Raw genomic sequence first — 18240 nt, forward strand, 5'->3', positions numbered from 1 at the left:
TCAAATGAAGCTGGCCATGAAGTTGCGCACCCGCCTCTTTCTGAGCATTTCGGCGCTGATCACGGTCGCTTTGCTCGGGCTGCTGTTGGGGCTCGTCAGTGTCATGCAGATGGCCCGGACTCAGGAATCGCTGATTCAGCATAACTTCGCCATCCTCGATCTGGGTCTGAAGTTGCGTCAGAACATGGGTGATCAGTTGGTGTTGATGACCGGTTCAAATCGCAATGAGCCTGAGCTGCAAAGAATGCAGAAGCAGTTCGAAGAGCTGCTGGAGGAGGGATCGGCGCAGGACACCCAGCAAGATGTGCGCAACGGTTTTGAAAAGACCCGAGGCGATTATCAGCGATTCATTGCCGCCTGGCAGCAGTATGGCAATGATCCGCGAGGCATACGCGGCAACTCGCAATTGAGCGAAAGTTTCGACACGCTGCGTAACGGTCTGATGGATGTGCATCGCAAGGCGCTGGAGAACATCAGCAACGCCGAGATCAACTCCAGGGATCGTGCATTGTGGATCGCCGGCTTGCTGGGCCTGGTCGGGCTGGCGGTGCTGTGCATCGGCTTTGTGACCGCGCATGGCATCGCCCGCCGTTTCGGTGCGCCGATTGAGGCGCTGGCCAAGGCCGCTGATCGTATCGGCGAGGGTGATTACGAGGTCACGCTGCCCATTTCCTCGGCCGCCGAAATGAACCTGCTGACCCGGCGCTTCGGCATCATGGCCGAAGCCCTGCGTCAGCATCAGGCGACCAACGTCGATGAGCTTCTGGCGGGCCAGCAACGTCTGCAGGCGGTTCTCGACAGTATCGACGATGGCCTGCTGATGATTGATCGCCAGGGCCACCTGGAGCATCTCAACCCTGTTGCGCAGCGCCAGCTCGGATGGGACGAGAGTCGCCTCGGGCACAGTCTGGGCGAGGCCTTGGGCCGCCCCGAGCTGGATGAGCAATTGCATCTGGTGCTGCGAGGCGGAACGCTGGAACGTGCGCCGGAAGACCTGGCCATCGAAATCGACGGCGAGTCGCGACTGCTGACCTACAGCATGACGCCGGTCAGCCACACCAAAGGCCACATCCTGGGTGCGGTGATGGTGCTGCACGACGTGACCGAGCAACGTGCTTTCGAGCGGGTACGCAGCGAGTTCGTCCTGCGCGCCTCGCATGAGTTGCGCACGCCGGTTACGGGTATGCACATGGCGTTCGGCCTTCTTCAGGAGCGTCTGCATTTTGCTCCCGAGTCCCGTGAGGCCGATCTGCTCAATACGGTCACCGAAGAAATGCAGCGCCTGATGCAGCTCATCAACGACCTGCTGAATTTCTCGCGTTACCAGAACGGTCTGCAGAAGCTCAAACTTGCACCGTGCTCCATCGAGACCTTGCTGCAAGAAGCCAAGGTGCGCTTTGAGGATCAGGCCCAGGAGCAGGATATTGTGCTGATGCTGGATATGCAGGAGCCGATGCCGCGCCTGCATGCCGATCAGTCCCAGCTGGAGCGGGTACTGGATAATCTGCTGGACAATGCCTTGCGTCACACGCCGCCGAACGGCCTGATTCGCCTGCAGGCCAGGCGTCACGGTGAGCGGGCGATCATCAGCGTCGAAGATAACGGCGAGGGCATTGCCTACGGACAGCAGGGGCGGATCTTCGAACCCTTCGTCCAGGTCGGCCGCAAGAAAGGCGGCGCCGGGCTCGGGCTGGCGCTTTGCAAGGAGATTGTCCAGCTGCACGGCGGACGCATGGGCGTTTATTCACGGCCGGGGCAGGGCACGCAGTTCTATATGGCTTTACCGCTCTGAGGGCTTGAGCACCAAGCCCTCACGCGCTTCAATTCGAGTGATTGAGCACCTGCAGGATGGCCGCGCTCTGTGCGTCAGGCTCGCCGTCGAAGCGTGCCGGGCGATAGTGCATCTGGAAGGCGGCCAGTACCTGGCGTGTTGCGACGTCCAGTTCACCGGTCTGCGGGGTACTGTAGCCCAAGCGTGCCAATTGCTGCTGGAACCAGGTGATGCTCGGCAGATTGACTGCCAGCAATGCCTGACGCTGGGCAACCTGGCGTTCGTCCGGCCAGTTGCCCAGACCTTCGGCAGCGAGGCGTTTCCATGGGAACAATGGCCCCGGATCCTGCTTGCGCAACGGGGCGATGTCGCTATGACCGATGATGTGTTTGGGGTCGATCCTGTTGCGTTTGACGATGTCCTTGAGCAAGACAATGATCGACTGGGTCTGCGCTTCGGTGTACGGATACCACAGGCGACCTGTCGGCGTTTCCTTGAAGCCCGGATTGACGATCTCGATGCCGATCGAACTGGAGTTGAGCCAGGTACGGCCTTCCCACTCGCTTTCGCCGGCATGCCAGGCACGTGCGTTTTCATCGACCAGTTTGTAGATGGTGGCCTTGCTGTCGTCACCGATCAGGTAGTGGGCGCTGACCTCGCCATGGGTCAGTAATTGCAGCGAGCGTTCCAGCGACGTCGAGGTGTAATGCATCACGACGTACTGGGCACGGCCATCGAAATTTACTGAGGGATGGCTGGTGTCCAGCCTGGGGCCGCTGGCACAGGCAGTGAGGAGAAGCATGAGCAAGGCAGAGAAATACAGCTTCATGAGGTCGGCAGCATCGGCAGGAAATGAAACATCATAACAAAATGTGTGCGAATAGCATGGGGCACCCGCTATTTGTTCAGGTCAAAATGTTTCAGTCAGCCCTGTTCGATGCGGTTCCGGCCGTTCTCCTTGGCCTTGTAAAGCGCCTGATCGGCACGTTTGATGGCGGTGTCGCTCTTCTCTGACGGGCGAAAAGCCGTCAGTCCAATGGAGACGGTGATGGTGACTCGCTCACCCTTGAAGTGGAAAGGGCACGACTCGACGGCGGCGCGCAGTTCATCCAGGAGCGTCAGCCCGGCAGCGGGAGATGTCGCGGGCAGCAGCATGACAAATTCTTCGCCGCCAAACCGTGCCATGAAGTCGTCGGCGCGCAGGCGTTTGCTGAGGACATTGGCGACGATCTTCAATACCTTGTCGCCAGCCAGGTGCCCGTAGCCATCGTTGATGCGTTTGAAATGGTCCAGGTCCAGAATGCACACCAGCAAGCTGTTTTTATCTTCCTGCCACCTGGCCATCTCCTGTTCGAGTCGCTCGCCCCAGGCTGCACGATTGGGCAGTCCGGTGAGCGGGTCGATCAGGGCCTTTTGACGCTGTTCCTCCAGATGAGTCCTGAAACCCAGGGCTTCCTGCTCCATGCTCGCGACGCGGGCCGCCAGACCTTGCAGGCGCGAGGCCACTTCGCGCTCGCGGGCATCGCGCTTGAGCTGGTAGTGATCCATGGTGCCGAGCAGGGCCTCAAGCCGATTATCGAGCACCCGCTTGAGGCTGGGCAGATCGGAGGCGTCCTGAACACTGCTTTGCAGGCCGCCCACCTGTTCGCGCAACTGGTCGTTCAGGTCGCGCGCAGTGGTCTGATCCTCGGCGTGATCTTCACTGGCGGCCTGCAAATGGCTCTGAAACGATTCGAGCCGCTCATTGAGCTGCTTGAGGTAAGTGCCGAACTCCTGCTGACCACCGTTATTGATCGCCAGCATCAACACCGCCAGATCGTCGAGGATCGGCAGCAACTCGTACCAGTTAAGCCCATGTTTCAAGCGTAACTGCATATCCTCGACCTGCGGGCGAAAGTGCTCGGACAGGGTCAGGTCGTCCAGCAGGCCCAGCAAAGTCTGTTCAATGTGCGCCGCCACCGAGCTGTAACTGGGCTCTGGTGAGGAGGGCAGCGCGTAACCTTCTTCGCCTTCTGCTGACTCGAGCTGCTGCTCGGCCTCTGCGTCGGGTTCTGCGACTGTCACGTCGATTGGCGCGGGCCGCTGTTGGTAGGGCACTGATGGAACTGGCGCCAGAACATCCGCGAAATCGATGGGTTCGACGGTGGCAGGTGCAGGCCCGGCGACGGCTTCTACCGATATCGGTGCAATGTCCGTGGCAGTGGCCGGTGGCGCAGGTTCTTCAGGCGTCACTGCAGCGGGTATCACTGCGGCAGGCGCAGCGCTTTGCGGGTCAGGCGTCGGAAGTGGGCTGTTTGCGGCGACGTGGGCGGCGGCAGTGGAATCAACGGCCTCGGCTTCGCCAGGAGGGGTGTCTGGCGGAGCGTGAGCGCGTGCTGCTTGCCGCTCGGCTTCGGGCTCATGCGATTCCGGTGTGGGGGTGGCGTCTTCGGGGTGAGCCGCTTCAGGATGAGACTCGTTGCTGTGGCCTTCGCGTGAACCGAACAGGCGTTGCAGCAACCCTTGGCGCGGGCCTTCTTCGGGTTTTTCAATCTGGGTAAGTGCCTGGCCCTGCAAATTGCTCAACTCGCCAAGCAGCAGGGGCAGTTCACGGGCCTGGGAGGCGCGCTCTTCAAGCTCCTTGGCAAAGCGCTTGAGCGGCTTGCGTACTTCGCGTGGCAGCGGCAGTGACTGTAGCTGTGCAACCAGTGCGGTCAGTGCCGAACTGATTTGAGCGGCCCGTACTTCGCGGCGTTGCTCAGAGTCCAGTACGGCTTTTTCAAGGCGCGGGATCAAGGCTGCCAGGCCCGCATCCATATCGTCCTTGCGGACGATTTCGCGCATTTCCTTCATGCATTCGTCGACGGCGCGGTCAGAGCCCTCAGCCGCCAGACTGCTGCGTACCAGACCGCGTCGCAACAAATCGAGCCGCGCATCCCAGCGCTTTTCGAGTGTGTCCTGCTGCTCGATCCCTTTGAGGTATTTCTCTTTCCAACGCTCCGCGTCGTCGCTCATGCAAGGCTTCCACCAGAGGGCACAGGCAGTGAGTCCCCACGCAGTGAGTCAGGCAGGCGAATCTCGACAGCGACAGGCAGGTGATCGGAAATGGGTTGCGCCAGCACCTGCACGCGTTCGAGCGTCAGGGTCGGGCTGAGCAAAATGTGATCGAGGCAGCGTTGTGGCCGCCAGCTCGGAAAGGTCGCCTCTATCTGCGGGGCCAGAAGCCCCAGATCCCGTAGCGGCGAGTGTTCCAGCAGGTCATTGGCGTGGGTATTCATGTCGCCCATCAGCACCTGATGGCGATAGCCGCCGATCAGTTCGCGAATGTACGCAAGCTGCCGGGTTCTGGTTCGGGTCCCCAGCGCCAGGTGCATCATGACCACGACCAGCGCATCCTCGCCCTCGCCGAAACGCACAAGGATTGCACCGCGCCCGGCTGGGCCTGGCAGCGGGTGATCCTCGATCTTGGTCGGGCGCAGACGGCTCAACACACCGTTGCTGTGCTGCGCCAGGCGCCCGAGGTTGCGATTGAGCTGTTGATACCAGTACGGAAAGCCACCTAACTGAGCAAGGTGCTCTACCTGATTGACAAAGCCGGAGCGCATGCTGCCGCCGTCGACTTCCTGCAGTGCCACCAGATCGAACTCGTTGATCAGATCGCCGATCTTCTGCAGGTTGCCCGCCCGACCGCCATGCGGCAGCAAGTGCTGCCAGCTGCGCGTCAGGTAATGGTGGTAGCGCTGGGTACTGATACCCACCTGGATATTGAAACTGAGCAAACGCAGCCTGCCGTCTTCCGGCAGGCCGTTTTGCAGCAGATGATGTTCGTTGACCTGCGGATCATGCAGGCCAACGATACGGGTACTGCCTTTGCCCCAGCGGCGCATGACGTGCGCTTACTTGGCGGCTGCGGCAGCCGCTCGCTCTTTGGCAATCAACTGGTCGGCGACTTCCAGGGTCTTTTCCGGACCACCGGCAGAACCCAGGTCAAAGCGGTACTTGCCATTGACGATCATGGTCGGAACGCCGGTCACTTCGTACTTCTTGGCCAGTTCCTTGTACTGGGCGATCTTGCCCTTGACCGCGAAAGAATCGAAAGTCTTCAGGAATTCGTCCTTGTTCACGCCCCGTGTGGCAACGAAATCAGCCATGTCATTCTTGTCGGTCAGACGCTTGCCTTCCTTCTGGATGGCTTCGAATACGGCCGCGTGGACTTTATGCTCGACGCCCATGGTGTCGAGGGTGATGAACAGTTGGCCGTGAGCGTCCCAAGGGCCGCCGAACATGGCAGGGATACGCACGAAATGTACGTCGGACGGCAGTTTTTCGACCCATGGATTGATGGTCGGCTCGAACGCGTAGCAATGCGGGCAGCCATACCAGAACAGTTCGATGACTTCGATCTTGCCTGGCTCGGCAACAGGCACAGCGCTTGCCAGCTCTACGTATTGCTTGCCGGCCTCGATGGGCGTGGCAGCCTGGGCGGACATACCGAACAGACTGGCGGCAACCAGAGCGGCGCTGATGATCAGATTACGCATGCTTTACTCCTGAGCAGATTGAATCGCCTTCAAGCGACGGTGTTTCGACCGGACGCGAAAGCCTGAGTTCGTTAGTGTAACGCTGAGGTTGTAAAAATGGGCGACCGAGGACGGCCTTTTTGCATAAGGAGTGAAGCAGGTCATGTCTGAATGTTCCAGCATATCTGTCAGATCGGCTCGATACGGTGTGAGTGTGGGCCGGGGGGCAGGTGTGTCATTATATGCGCACGCATCCAAACGAAACCGACACCTCCTGCCGCACCCCTTGCAGGCAGGTCTTCACCGGAAATCACATGCAACTCAAAAACCCCATCCTCGGTCTGTGCCAACAGGCCACGTTCATGCTCAGCGCCGCCAAGGTCGACCAATGCCCCGACGACGAAGGTTTTGAGGTCGCGTTTGCCGGTCGCTCCAACGCGGGCAAATCGAGCGCGCTGAACACCCTGACCCACGCCAGCCTGGCGCGCACATCGAAGACGCCGGGGCGTACCCAGTTGCTGAACTTTTTCGGTCTGGACGAAGATCGCCGTCTGGTCGACCTGCCTGGTTACGGCTACGCCAAAGTGCCCATTCCGCTCAAACTGCACTGGCAGCGTCACCTGGAAGCCTATCTGGGCAGCCGCGAAAGCCTGAAAGGTCTGATCCTGATGATGGATATCCGTCATCCAATGACCGACTTCGACGTACTGATGCTGGATTGGGCCATCGCCAGCAACATGCCGATGCACATTCTGTTGACCAAGGCTGACAAGCTGACCTATGGCGCGGCCAAGAACACGCTGCTCAAGGTTCAGGCCGAGATTCGCAAAGGCTGGGGAGATGCAGTGAGCATCCAGTTGTTCTCGGCCCCCAAGCGCATGGGGCTGGAAGAGGCCTACACCGTGCTGGCCGACTGGATGGAACTGGAAGACAAGGCACCTGCGGAGTAAATCGCAGGCAAAAAAGACCCCGGACTTCGCATGGGGAGGGGGAAGTTCCGGGGCTTAAGGTCCAGACCTTAGGGTGGGATCTGGATAACTGCCAACACTTAACACAACTAGGAGCACGATCGATTTTTCAACCAATCGACACGTCTGACTCCTGTCCAAACGGTTAAGTTCCAGCAGTGAAGAAAAGTTCACATTTCCTACAATATTTGACGAACCTGCGTACAGGTTCGCCATTTCAGGCTCAGTGAGCCTCGTCCCAATTGTTGCCAACCCCCACTTCCACAAGCAACGGCACTGCGAGTTGCGCTGCGCCGCTCATGTGTGGACGGATCTGTTCACTGACCTGATCGACCAGGTCCTCGCGCACTTCAAGCACCAGTTCGTCATGAACCTGCAGGATGACCCGGGCATCCAGGCCGGACTCGTCCAGCCAGCCGTTCACCGCCACCATGGCTTTCTTGATGATGTCCGCAGCGGTGCCCTGCATCGGCGCGTTGATCGCCATGCGCTCCGCGCCTTTGCGCAGGGACTGGTTCTTGGCGTTGATGTCCGGCAGGTACAGGCGACGGCCGAAGATGGTTTCGACAAAACCTTGCTCGGCAGCCTGGGCGCGGGTGCGCTCCATGTAGTTCAGCACGCCAGGGTAGCGGGCGAAGTAGCGGTCGACATACGCCTGTGACTGCTTGCGATCGACGCCAATCTGCTTGGCCAGACCGAACGCGCTCATGCCGTAGATCAGGCCGAAGTTGATCGCCTTGGCGCTGCGACGCATGTCAGTGGTGACGTTTTCCAGCTCGACGCCAAATACCTCTGCAGCCGTCGCGCGGTGAACGTCCAGGTCATTGCGGAACGCGTGCAGCAAGCCTTCGTCCTGGGCCAGATGCGCCATGATGCGCAGTTCGATCTGCGAATAGTCGGCGGCCAGCAGTTTGTAACCCTGAGGGGCCACGAACGCCTGACGAATGCGCCGGCCTTCAGCGGTACGAATCGGGATGTTCTGCAGGTTCGGATCGCTGGACGACAAGCGACCGGTGACGGCCACCGCCTGATGATAGGAGGTGTGAATCCGCCCGGTACGCGGGTTGATCTGCTCTGGCAGGCGGTCGGTGTAGGTGCTCTTGAGCTTGCTCATCGAGCGGTATTGCATCAACACCTTGGGCAACGGGAAATCCTGCTCCGCGAGTTCGGCAAGCACGGCCTCGGCAGTCGATGCCTGACCGGTGGCGGTCTTGCTGAGAATCGGCATGCCGAGTTTCTCGTAGAGAATTACGCCCAGCTGCTTGGGTGAGCCGAGGTTGAACTCTTCGCCGGCAATGGCGAAGGCTTCGCGCTCCAGCGCAGTCATCTTGTCGCCCAGTTCGACGCTCTGGATGCCCAGCAGGTTGGCATCGACCAGCGCGCCCTGGCGCTCGATACGCGCCAGCACAGGCACCAGCGGCATCTCGATATCGTTCAATACCGGCTGCAGGGTCGGAATCGCGGCCAGCCGTGCGTCGAAGACTTCATGCAGGCGCAGGGTCAGGTCCGCTTCTTCGGCGGCGTAATTACCCGCCTGTTCCAGTGCAATCTGGTCAAAGCTCAGCTGTTTGGCACCTTTGCCGGCAATCTCCTGGAAATTGATCGGCGTGTGCGTCAGGTACTTGGCTACCAGGCTGTCGCGGTCGTGGCGGGTGGCGGTGGAGTCCAGTACGTAGGATTCCAGAATAGTGTCGAAGCGCACGCCTTGCAGGTCGATACCTTGAGCCTGATCGCCGTCGATCGCGCAATTGGCAAGCAGGTTGATAGCGAACTTGGCGTGCTGGCCGACCTTGGTTTTGTCCGGGTCTTCCAGCAGCGGCTTGAGCGCCTTGAGCACGGTGTCGCGGTCCAGCTGCTGCGGCACGCCCATGTACGAGTGGGTCAGCGGAATGTAGGCGGCTTCGTGGGTCTGAATGGCGAAGGACAGGCCGACCAGTTGCGCACGCTGGGCATCGGTACCGTTGCTCTGGGTGACGAAGGCAAACAGCGGCGCGGCCTGCAGCTTCTTCAGCCACGCATCGAACTGGCCCTGTTCAAGAATGACTTCATAAGCCGTTTCTCTGGCCTCAACGGTCGGCTCTTCGACAGTCAGCTCCTGGCCGGCACGTTTGGCGTCGCGTTGCAGGTCTTCGATCCAGCTCTTGAATTCCAGCTCGGCGTACAGCTCCATCAACGTGTCGCGGTCGGGCTCGCCGCAATGCAATTGATCCAGTTCGATGTCCAGTGGGACGTCGATCTTGATAGTCGCCAGCTCGTAAGACAAAAAGGCCATCTCACGATGTTCTTCGAGTTTGGCGGCCAGGGTCTTCGCGCCACGGATCGGCAGGGAAGCGACCTTGTCGAGGTTCTCGTAAAGCTCCTTGATGCCACCGCCGATGCCGACCAGCAGGCCGACCGCGGTCTTCTCGCCAACGCCGGGCACGCCGGGAATGTTGTCGACCTTGTCGCCCATCAGGGCCAGATAATCGATGATGTGCTCCGGACCGACGCCGAATTTCTCTTTCACGCCCGCCACATCCAGCACGCTACCGGTCATGGTGTTGACCAGGGTGATGTGGCCGTCGACCAGTTGCGCCATGTCCTTGTCGCCGGTGGAGATCACCACTGGACGATCGGCTGCCGCGCTGCTGCGTGCCAGCGTGCCGATCACGTCATCGGCTTCGACGCCTTCGACGCACAGAAACGGGTAGCCCATGCCTTTCACGCAGGCATGCAGCAGGTCGACCTGCACGCGCAGATCATCCGGCATGCTCGGCCGGTTAGCTTTGTAGTCGTTGTACAGCGCGTCACGGAACGTCCCGCCCTTGGCGTCGAACACCACGGCGAGCGGGCTGTCCGGATACTGGCGCCGCAGGCTTTTGAGCATGTTGAGCACGCCCTTGACGGCACCGGTCGGCAATCCTTTGGAGGTGGCCAGTGGTGGCAGTGCGTGGAAGGCGCGGTAGAGGTAAGAGGAACCGTCTACCAGGACGAGTGGCGCTTGGGTCATGAGCAGAATCAACCTTTTCGGCGGGGTCGGCGCTAGAATGCGCGAACCATTGACGACAAAGGGACAAGGTTATCATGCGCAAGGTAAATCGACTGATATTGACCGGCCTGTTGGCCTTTTGCCCTTTGTTCGTTGTTGCAGCAGAAGATCCACCTTCAGCGGCGCCGGACGTTACTATTCGCACTGACGGTGACAGAACCATTCAGGAATACCGCCAGAACGGCTTTCTGTATGCGGTTAAAATCACCCCGAAACACGGCAAACCCTATTTTCTGGTGCGCGCCGATGGTACAAGCCCCAATTTCATTCGTTCGGACCAACCGGACATGCTGATCCCGCAGTGGGAAATATTCAGCTGGTAGCACCCTACATTCACTTCAATCGTTGGCAGTCCTGATATGTCCGTTTTTACCCCACTGGCTCGGCCCGAGCTGGAAACATTTCTCGCCCCTTACGGGCTCGGCCGTCTGCTTGACTATCAGGGCATCGCTGCCGGTAGTGAAAACACCAATTACTTCATCAGCCTGGAGCAGGGCGAGTTCGTCCTGACGCTGGTCGAGCGCGGCCCGGTTCAGGAGATGCCGTTCTTCATCGAACTGCTCGACGTGCTGCATGAAGCCGATCTGCCAGTGCCTTATGCGCTGCGCACCACCGACGGTCAGGCGCTGCGCGAGCTGGCAGACAAACCGGCGCTTTTGCAGCCGCGTCTGCCGGGCAAGCACATCAGCGAGCCGAACACCCAGCACTGCGTGCAGATCGGCGAGTTGCTGGCCAACCTGCATCTGGCGACCCGTGGGCAGATCGTCGAGCGCAAGACTGATCGCGGCCTGGACTGGATGCTGAATGAGGGGCGCAATTTTCTGTCGCACCTGGGCGAGACTCAGCGAGCGCTGCTTGAAAAGAGCCTTCAGGAGATCGAGGCGTTCAAGCCGCAGATCATGGCGCTGCCGCGCGCCAATCTGCATGCCGATCTGTTCCGCGACAACGTGCTGTTCGAAGGGACGCACCTGACCGGGTTGATCGATTTCTACAATGCCTGCTCGGGTCCGATGTTGTACGACCTGGCGATTGCCCTGAACGATTGGTGTTCCCGGGAAAACGGTCAGCTCGACGCTGTCCGCGCGCGCGCCTTGCTGGGCGCCTATGCGGGCTTGCGACCGTTCACGGCTGCGGAGTCGAAGCTTTGGGCGACTATGTTGCGTATCGCTTGTGTGCGTTTCTGGCTGTCACGTTTGATCGCCGCCGAAACCTTCGCCGGGCAGGATGTGCTGATTCATGATCCTGCGGAGTTCGAGCGCCGCTTGGCCGAGCGCCAGGAAGCGCACATTGCATTGCCGTTTGCGCTCTGAGACCAGACCTGTCTCGGCAAGTCTCAGCTAGTTGGGCGGTTGACTGTCGTCTCCACGCTCGCGTGGGAATGCAGTTCGTGACGCTCTGCGTCACACGGCGGTTCTGTGATGTCAGGTGGATGGGTGTTCGGCTCAGGTCACCTTTTCGCCCCTCGGCGACCTACTTTGATGGGGCCAAAGTAGGCAAAACCCGCAGCTCCGTTTCCGGCCCGACTTCGTCGGGTTCCTTCGCCCTGTCACTGATCCGGGGGGCGCCGCAACGGGCCCTCCATGGCCCGGTGCGGCTAGCCTGGCGTCCTGCCAGGCTACCCCCGGATCAGCGCCAGGACTCAGCCGTCACTTACGTCGCACTCTGCGTCGTCTGTGCCATCGTGTTCGAAAAGCACTTTAGAGTATTCGGGCTAGAGGCACGGCCCGGAACCTGATGACTATCGTTCCTCACTCCGCGTGGGAATGCAGTTCGTGACGCTCTGCGTCACACGGCAGTGCTGCGATGTGGGCGGTGGCAGTCAGAGACTGCTCAGGCAGCCCGCCAAATCATCAGCCAGCTTTTGCAGTACTTGCTCGTAACCCTGCGCGGTGGCTGGGGTGTAGCCGCCCAGTCCGTCCAGTTCGGCCAGTTTGACCGGCAGGCCGGTGCTCAGTGTTTCGGCCAGGCGCGGGCGCAGGGGTGGTTCGCTGAATACGCAGGTCTTGCCGGCAGCTTTCAGGCGTTCGCGCATGGCGGCGACGTGCTGGGCGCCGGGCTGGATCTCGGCGGCGATGGCGAATACCCCGGCATGCTTGAGCCCATAGGCCTCTTCGAAATAATCGAAGGCCTCGTGGAACACGAAGTACGGCTTGCCTGCCACTGCGCTGACACGCTGCTTGATACGAGCGTCCAGCGTATCGAGACGTTTGCTGAAGGCCTCGGCATTGCTGGTGTAGCGTGTTGCATTGGCAGGGTCGGCAGCGCTCAGGTCAGCGGCCATTTTTGCGGCGATCACTCGCGCGTTGACGGTCGACAGCCACAGGTGCGAATCGAGACTGCCTGGCCGGTGGTCGTGGTCATGTTCATCTGCGTCGTTGTCGTGATCATGCTCGTGGTCATCATGCGAGGCGTTGTCTTCGCCAAAGTGGCGCAGGTGCATACCCGGCAGTGTCTGCACGGCAACCGTAGGCAGTTTGCGGCCTTTCAGGACGCGCGGCAGGAAGGTTTCCATGTCCGGGCCGATCCAGTAGAGCAACTCGACGTCCTGTACCCGCCGTACGTCGGATGGGCGCAGTGCGTAGTTATGCGGTGAGGCACCCGGTGGCAGAAGCACTTCCGGGTTACTGACGCCGTCCTGCACAGCCGCCGCAATCAGCTGCAGAGGCTTGATACTGGTCAGCACTCGGACCTCAGCCTGAGCAGGGGCGATGATCAGCAGGCTGACCCAGAAAACAGCAGCAAGATTTAAAAGACGGCGCACTCGAATCACTCATATCAGCCAGGAACGGGTAACATAATAACGTCTCTAGCCAATATCGTCGCTGCTCATGCCCAATACTCCCCTGGCCAGTCGCCCCCATGACCACTCTCACTGCGTGCATTCGGCCCTCGCCGAAGCTGATGCGCTGTGCGCCAAACAGGGTCTGCGCCTGACCACCTTGCGCCGTCGCGTGCTGGAACTGGTCTGGCAAAGCCACAAGCCGCTGGGTGCTTACGACATCCTTGCAGTGCTGAGTGATGAAGACGGTCGCCGTGCGGCCCCGCCAACCGTTTACCGTGCGCTGGATTTCCTCCTGGAAAACGGGCTGGTACACCGGATTGCCTCGCTCAACGCCTTCACGGGCTGCAACCACCCCACCCACGCGCATCAGGGCCAGTTCCTGATTTGCCGCTTGTGTCATGCGGCGATCGAACTGCAGCACCCGGCCATCAGCAATGCCGTGGTCGACGCCGCCGCAGGCGTCGGCTTCGCGGTGGAAGGCCAAACGGTCGAGATCGTCGGCGTGTGCGCTGGCTGCAAGGCCGCTTGATGTCGGATGCATTGATACGTCTGGACAAGGTCGCCGTTACGCTTTCCGGGCAAAACGTCCTGGATGACATCCAGTTGAGCGTCAAGCCTGGCGAGATCGTCACCCTGATCGGCCCCAACGGTGCTGGCAAGACCACGCTGGTGCGTGCGGTGCTGGGGTTGCTCAAGCCCGACTCCGGTAGCGTCTGGCGCAAGCCGAAGTTACGTGTCGGCTACATGCCGCAAAAACTGCATGTGGACCAGACGCTGCCGCTGTCGGTGCTGCGTTTCCTGCGCCTGGTTCCCGGTGTGGATCGCACGGCCGCAGCGTCGGCGCTGGAAGAAGTCGGCGCCGGAAAGGTCATCGATAGCCCGATTCAAGGCATTTCCGGTGGCGAGATGCAGCGTGTTCTGCTGGCACGCGCGTTATTGCGCAAGCCTGAGTTGCTGGTCCTCGACGAGCCGGTGCAGGGTGTCGACGTGGCCGGACAGGCCGAGCTGTACAGCCTGATTACCCGGCTGCGCGACCGCCACCAGTGCGGCGTGCTGATGGTTTCCCACGATCTGCATCTGGTCATGAGCACCACCGATCAAGTGGTGTGCCTGAACCGCCACGTTTGTTGCTCCGGGCATCCCGAGCAGGTCAGCCATGACCCGGCCTTTGTCGAGCTGTTCGGCAAAAATGCGCAGAGCCTGGCGATTTATCACCACCATCACGACCACGCCCATGATCTGCATGGCGCGGTGGTGAATGACGCTGCGACCTCCCACACTCATGTTCACGGAGACGGCTGCAAGCATGGCTGATTTTCTACTGTATGCCTTGCTCGCAGGCGTTGCTCTGGCCGTGGTCGCTGGCCCGCTGGGATCATTCGTGGTCTGGCGGCGCATGGCGTATTTTGGCGACACACTGTCCCACGCCGCGCTGCTCGGCGTCGCGCTGGGCTTCCTGCTCGATATCAGTCCGACCATCGCGGTGACGGTCGGCTGCCTGCTGCTGGCGGTGTTGCTGGTCACGTTGCAGCAGCGCCAGCCGCTGGCGTCGGACACGCTGCTGGGGATTCTGGCACCAAGCACCTTGTCGCTGGGGCTGGTGGTGCTCAGTTTCATGCACGAAGTGCGCATCGACCTGATGGCCTACCTGTTTGGCGATCTGCTGGCCATCAGCCCGGCTGATCTGGGCTGGATTCTGGGCGGCAGCACGTTGGTGCTGGTGCTGATCGTCGCGCTGTGGCGCCCACTGCTGGCAATGACCGTGCATGAAGAACTGGCGCGTGTCGAAGGCCTGCCGGTTGCTACACTGCGCATGACGTTGATGCTGCTGATCGCGGTGGTGATCGCGGTAGCGATGAAAATCGTCGGTGTTCTGCTGATTACGTCGCTGTTGATCATCCCGGCGGCTGCGGCACAGCGTCACGCCCGTTCGCCGGAGCAAATGGCGCTGGGCGCGAGCCTGTTAGGCGTGATAGCCGTGTGTGCCGGGCTATCATTGTCCTGGTTCAAGGACACCCCTGCCGGACCGTCTATAGTGGTATCTGCTGCGGCGTTGTTCTTGCTCAGCTTTGTTCTACCCAGGCGAGCGGTGTAGACTTGCTCGTTTTTTGCGCAAACTAGAGAATCGCAGGAATGAAGCCGTTCGCCCCACGCTATCTGCTGCTTGTCGCATTTTCCATCCTGTTGGGTGCCTGCCAGAGTGCGCCCACTGTCGAGGCGCCTGGCTCCGAGTCTCAGCCTGACGCGTTCGCTCAGCTCGAGCAGAACATCGCCGGCAATGAGCTGGCAACCGCCGAGGACCAATTGGCGGCGTTGCAGGCGGCCAATCCTGCCGACATCCGTCTGGAGCCTTTTCAGCGTCGTCTGGCCGAAGCCTATCTGAGCCGCAGCCAGATCAGCCTGCAGAAGGGTGACATGAACGCGGCGGCCTCTGCGCTGAGCCGTGCACGCGCCCTGATGCCCAAGGCACCGGCGCTGACCAGTGGCGTCAACGGCGCCATTGCCCATGCACGCAAGGCCGAGCTGGAAAAAGCCGAAGCGGATTTGAAGGCGGCCGAAGCCAGAAGGGTTGCCAAGCTGATTGATCCGTCGGCAGAAAGCACGACGATTGAGCTCAAGATCGGCGATATGCGTGCATTGCGTCGTCAACTGAACGATATCGCAGCCGATACCGTAGCGTTCAATTGTGAAGTGCTGATGGTGGTGCCGCGCACCGAAGACTATCCGTGGCTGGCTACGTTGCTGACCAAGCGGGTGGTCAAGACCAATCCGGATTTCGAACTGCAATTGCGTCGCCAGATCGAGCGCAATGAAAAAGCGCAGATCATCCTGACGCCAGCCAAGTCCTGAGTCGATCCTTCAAAGCGGACGCAGAGCGTCCAGAACTGCATTCCTACGCGGAGCGTGAGGAACGAGAAGTGTTCGGGAGTATAAGCGGGGGGAGAGAGCGTAAAAGCGGACGCAGAGGGTCCGGAAAGGCGCTCCCACGCCGGAGCGTGGGAGCGATACGCGTAGCAGCGTCAGATCAAGCCGGAACAGCCTTGGCTTTCACTTCACGATCCCACACACGGTGCTGAGCAATCGCGTGGAAGAACGCTTTGAACGACTTGCTATCGGATACCTCCAGCAGGCCCGCATCTTTTTCCAGGCGTAGCGTCTTCAACAGCTCTTCGGCTTCCCCGGCAAAGGAGATGGCTTTGAGGTGCTTGTAGGCTTCCAGGATGAAGTGCAATGCCACGCCGTCGCCTTCCAGCGCTTTGATCGACGCCTTGCCACCCGGCACGAAGACTGCGTCGAACGCTACCGAAGGCAGGCCTTCAGCCGAAGCGTCCACCGGCAGGCTCTTGCCGTCAGCTGTCTTGACCGGTGCGGAGGTCGGGCCCAATACCTTGGCGTGTGCGCCTTCGGCAGTCAGCGCGGCTTTCATGGCTTCGACCGCTTTGCTGTCGACGCCATCAGCCACCAGAATGGCAACCTTGCGCGAAACGATATCGCCAGACAGCAGGTTGACCTGGCTCAGCGCAGGCGACTCTTTAACCGAAGTCTGACGCACAGGTACGGTACCGGCAGTCGGTGCTGGCAAGCCGAGGTTAGCGGCTACACGCTTGGCCAGCTCCAGATCGATGTTGGCCAGAATCTCGTTGACCTGACGGGCACGAATGTACTCGCGCTCGACCTTGCCCAACTCGAAGCTGTAGGCCGCGATGATGTGCTCTTTCTCGTGATGGCTCATGCTCTGGAAGAACAGGGTGGCCTGCGAGAAGTGATCGCCGAACGATTCGCTGCGCTCACGCACCTTGTGCGCTTCAACACGCTCAGGGTAGGTCTCGAAGCCGCCATCTACCGGGCCGGCAGGGGTTTCTTTCGGCCAGCCGCCATCGATCGAGTTCGGCTCGTAGGAAGCGCGGCCCTTGTCGATAGTGGTGCGATGCTGTGCATCACGCTGACCGTTGTGGTTCGGTGCAATCGGACGGTTGATCGGGATTTCGTGGAAGTTCGGCCCACCCAGACGGCTGATCTGCGTGTCGGTGTAGGAGAACAGGCGACCTTGCAGCAGTGGATCGTTGGAGAAATCGATACCCGGCACGATGTGGCCCGGGCAGAAGGCGACCTGCTCGGTCTCGGCGAAATAGTTGTCCGGGTTACGGTTCAAGACCATCTTGCCCAGCGGGGTGACCGGGACCAGTTCTTCCGGGATGATCTTGGTCGGATCGAGCAGGTCGAAGTCGAACTTGTACTCGTCTTCCTCGGCAACGATCTGTACACCCAGTTCCCATTCCGGGTAGTCGCCCATCTCGATGGACTCCCACAGGTCGCGGCGGTGGAAATCGGTGTCCTTGCCAGCGAGCTTCTGCGCCTCGTCCCAGACCAGCGAGCAGACGCCGAACTTGGGCTTCCAGTGGAACTTCACGAAGCTCGACTTACCTTCGGTGTTGATGAAGCGGAAGGTGTGGATACCAAAGCCCTGCATGGTGCGCAGGCTTTTCGGGATCGCACGGTCGGACATGGTCCACAGCACCATGTGCGCGGATTCCGGCACCAGCGAGACGAAGTCCCAGAAAGTGTCGTGAGCCGAGCCACCCGTCGGGATTTCGTTGTGCGGCTCGGGTTTCACCGCGTGCACGAAGTCAGGAAACTTGATCGCGTCCTGAATGAAGAACACCGGCATGTTGTTGCCCACCAGGTCGAAGTTGCCTTCGTCGGTGTAGAGCTTGACGGCAAAGCCACGCACGTCACGCACGGTATCGCCCGAGCCGCGTGGGCCCTGAACGGTGGAGAAACGCACGAAGACCGGAGTCTTCTTGCCCGGATCACGCAGGAAGCCTGCTTTACTCAGGGCGCCGTGGTCTTCGTAAGTCTGGAAATAGCCATGCGCTGCAGTGCCGCGGGCGTGGACGATACGCTCCGGAATACGCTCATGGTCAAAGTGCGTGATCTTTTCACGCATGATGAAGTCTTCGAGCAGCGATGGGCCACGGCTGCCGACTTTCAGGGTGTTCTGGTTATCGGAAATCTTGACGCCGTGGTTGGTGCGCAGGGCCTGCTGGGTGGCGTCCGAGCGAAACTGCTCGAGACTTTCCAGCTTTTCGTTGGTATTGCCACGGTCCAAGGTGTCGGTACCTGCCATTTCGCTCTTGGGCGTTTCGGTTACAGGTGGTGCGTTCTTGCTAGCCATCAGAGACTCCTTATCT

Annotated in this window: 15 protein-coding genes; 8 read left to right on the forward strand and 7 right to left on the reverse strand. The window is 60.4% G+C overall.

Features of this window, described 5'->3' with window-relative positions:
• The first annotated feature begins 4 nt into the window (after window positions 1–4).
• Window positions 5–1792, forward strand: coding sequence for a KinB sensor domain-containing domain (locus JOE39_RS20915; RefSeq protein WP_003392521.1), 1788 nt, complete (start codon window positions 5–7; stop codon window positions 1790–1792).
• Window positions 1793–1820: 28 nt separating this feature from the next.
• Here JOE39_RS20915 and JOE39_RS20920 read toward each other — a convergent pair whose 3' ends face one another.
• The 4 genes from JOE39_RS20920 to JOE39_RS20935 form a co-directional block, all read right to left on the reverse strand.
• Window positions 1821–2600 carry an N-acetylmuramoyl-L-alanine amidase gene (locus JOE39_RS20920; RefSeq protein WP_003392519.1) on the reverse strand — a complete coding sequence of 260 codons (780 nt, stop codon included), beginning with the start codon at window positions 2598–2600 and terminating at the stop codon, window positions 1821–1823.
• Window positions 2601–2695: 95 nt separating this feature from the next.
• Window positions 2696–4765, reverse strand: a complete 2070-nt coding sequence (locus JOE39_RS20925) for a GGDEF domain-containing protein (RefSeq protein WP_003318899.1) — start codon at window positions 4763–4765, stop codon at window positions 2696–2698.
• The gene (locus tag JOE39_RS20930) at window positions 4762–5637 is read right to left on the reverse strand and encodes an endonuclease/exonuclease/phosphatase family protein (protein ID WP_003425971.1); all 876 of its coding nucleotides are present in this window, start codon (window positions 5635–5637) and stop codon (window positions 4762–4764) included. The genes JOE39_RS20925 and JOE39_RS20930 overlap by 4 nt, the downstream gene beginning before the upstream one ends.
• 9 nt (window positions 5638–5646) lie before the next feature.
• Window positions 5647–6291, reverse strand: a complete 645-nt coding sequence (locus JOE39_RS20935) for a thiol:disulfide interchange protein DsbA/DsbL (RefSeq protein WP_003392517.1) — start codon at window positions 6289–6291, stop codon at window positions 5647–5649.
• Between the two features lie 293 nt (window positions 6292–6584).
• On the opposite strand from JOE39_RS20935, the gene yihA reads away from it, so the two are divergent.
• A complete protein-coding gene (gene yihA / locus JOE39_RS20940; protein WP_003341625.1) occupies window positions 6585–7220 on the forward strand; it encodes a ribosome biogenesis GTP-binding protein YihA/YsxC in 636 nt (211 codons plus the stop codon).
• 241 nt (window positions 7221–7461) lie between these two features.
• On the opposite strand, the gene polA is transcribed toward yihA, so the two are convergent.
• Window positions 7462–10227 carry a DNA polymerase I gene (gene polA / locus JOE39_RS20945; protein ID WP_161421347.1) on the reverse strand — a complete coding sequence of 922 codons (2766 nt, stop codon included), beginning with the start codon at window positions 10225–10227 and terminating at the stop codon, window positions 7462–7464.
• Window positions 10228–10301: 74 nt separating this feature from the next.
• Here polA and JOE39_RS20950 point away from each other — a divergent pair, with 74 nt between their 5' ends.
• Window positions 10302–10589, forward strand: a complete 288-nt coding sequence (locus tag JOE39_RS20950; protein WP_003318904.1) for a DUF2782 domain-containing protein — start codon at window positions 10302–10304, stop codon at window positions 10587–10589.
• 36 nt (window positions 10590–10625) lie between these two features.
• Window positions 10626–11576, forward strand: coding sequence for a homoserine kinase (locus tag JOE39_RS20955; RefSeq protein WP_003437514.1), 951 nt, complete (start codon window positions 10626–10628; stop codon window positions 11574–11576).
• 509 nt (window positions 11577–12085) lie between these two features.
• Here the strand turns inward: JOE39_RS20955 and znuA are convergent.
• Window positions 12086–13027: a zinc ABC transporter substrate-binding protein ZnuA gene (znuA, locus tag JOE39_RS20960; RefSeq protein WP_017278851.1), complete on the reverse strand. Its 942-nt coding sequence runs from the start codon at window positions 13025–13027 to the stop codon at window positions 12086–12088.
• A 67-nt stretch (window positions 13028–13094) separates the two neighbouring features.
• Between znuA and JOE39_RS20965 the strand changes: the two genes are divergently transcribed.
• Genes JOE39_RS20965 through JOE39_RS20980 form a run of 4 tightly spaced genes read left to right on the forward strand, consistent with a single transcriptional unit; the run spans window position 13095 to window position 15898 of the window.
• A complete protein-coding gene (locus JOE39_RS20965) occupies window positions 13095–13577 on the forward strand; it encodes a Fur family transcriptional regulator (RefSeq protein WP_003425978.1) in 483 nt (160 codons plus the stop codon).
• Window positions 13577–14362, forward strand: coding sequence for a zinc ABC transporter ATP-binding protein ZnuC (znuC, locus tag JOE39_RS20970; RefSeq protein ID WP_003341613.1), 786 nt, complete (start codon window positions 13577–13579; stop codon window positions 14360–14362). Before JOE39_RS20965 ends, znuC begins: the two co-directional genes overlap by 1 nt.
• Entirely contained in the window at window positions 14355–15143 is a 789-nt protein-coding gene (gene znuB, locus JOE39_RS20975; protein WP_003341611.1) for a zinc ABC transporter permease subunit ZnuB, read from the forward strand. The genes znuC and znuB overlap by 8 nt, the downstream gene beginning before the upstream one ends.
• 38 nt (window positions 15144–15181) lie before the next feature.
• Complete coding sequence (locus JOE39_RS20980) at window positions 15182–15898, forward strand: PA5502 family lipoprotein (RefSeq protein WP_024650022.1); 717 nt, start codon at window positions 15182–15184, stop codon at window positions 15896–15898.
• 175 nt (window positions 15899–16073) lie between these two features.
• Here the strand turns inward: JOE39_RS20980 and katE are convergent, their stop codons facing one another.
• Window positions 16074–18224, reverse strand: coding sequence for a catalase HPII (gene katE / locus JOE39_RS20985; protein ID WP_210078327.1), 2151 nt, complete (start codon window positions 18222–18224; stop codon window positions 16074–16076).
• Between the last annotated feature and the right edge of the window lie 16 nt (window positions 18225–18240).

Source organism: Pseudomonas sp. PvP100, assembly GCF_017833055.1.
GTDB classification, from domain to species: domain Bacteria; phylum Pseudomonadota; class Gammaproteobacteria; order Pseudomonadales; family Pseudomonadaceae; genus Aquipseudomonas; species Aquipseudomonas syringae.

What these genes read in the sequence shown, in the direction of transcription:
- JOE39_RS20915 (WP_003392521.1), top strand. Translation starts at nt 5, where the DNA reads ATGAAGCTGGCCATGAAGTTGCGCACCCGCCTCTTTCTGAGCATTTCG.
- JOE39_RS20920 (WP_003392519.1), bottom strand. Translation starts at nt 2,600, where the DNA reads ATGAAGCTGTATTTCTCTGCCTTGCTCATGCTTCTCCTCACTGCCTGT.
- JOE39_RS20925 (WP_003318899.1), bottom strand. Translation starts at nt 4,765, where the DNA reads ATGAGCGACGACGCGGAGCGTTGGAAAGAGAAATACCTCAAAGGGATC.
- JOE39_RS20930 (WP_003425971.1), bottom strand. Translation starts at nt 5,637, where the DNA reads ATGCGCCGCTGGGGCAAAGGCAGTACCCGTATCGTTGGCCTGCATGAT.
- JOE39_RS20935 (WP_003392517.1), bottom strand. Translation starts at nt 6,291, where the DNA reads ATGCGTAATCTGATCATCAGCGCCGCTCTGGTTGCCGCCAGTCTGTTC.
- yihA (WP_003341625.1), top strand. Translation starts at nt 6,585, where the DNA reads ATGCAACTCAAAAACCCCATCCTCGGTCTGTGCCAACAGGCCACGTTC.
- polA (WP_161421347.1), bottom strand. Translation starts at nt 10,227, where the DNA reads ATGACCCAAGCGCCACTCGTCCTGGTAGACGGTTCCTCTTACCTCTAC.
- JOE39_RS20950 (WP_003318904.1), top strand. Translation starts at nt 10,302, where the DNA reads ATGCGCAAGGTAAATCGACTGATATTGACCGGCCTGTTGGCCTTTTGC.
- JOE39_RS20955 (WP_003437514.1), top strand. Translation starts at nt 10,626, where the DNA reads ATGTCCGTTTTTACCCCACTGGCTCGGCCCGAGCTGGAAACATTTCTC.
- JOE39_RS20965 (WP_003425978.1), top strand. Translation starts at nt 13,095, where the DNA reads ATGCCCAATACTCCCCTGGCCAGTCGCCCCCATGACCACTCTCACTGC.
- znuC (WP_003341613.1), top strand. Translation starts at nt 13,577, where the DNA reads ATGTCGGATGCATTGATACGTCTGGACAAGGTCGCCGTTACGCTTTCC.
- znuB (WP_003341611.1), top strand. Translation starts at nt 14,355, where the DNA reads ATGGCTGATTTTCTACTGTATGCCTTGCTCGCAGGCGTTGCTCTGGCC.
- JOE39_RS20980 (WP_024650022.1), top strand. Translation starts at nt 15,182, where the DNA reads ATGAAGCCGTTCGCCCCACGCTATCTGCTGCTTGTCGCATTTTCCATC.
- katE (WP_210078327.1), bottom strand. Translation starts at nt 18,224, where the DNA reads ATGGCTAGCAAGAACGCACCACCTGTAACCGAAACGCCCAAGAGCGAA.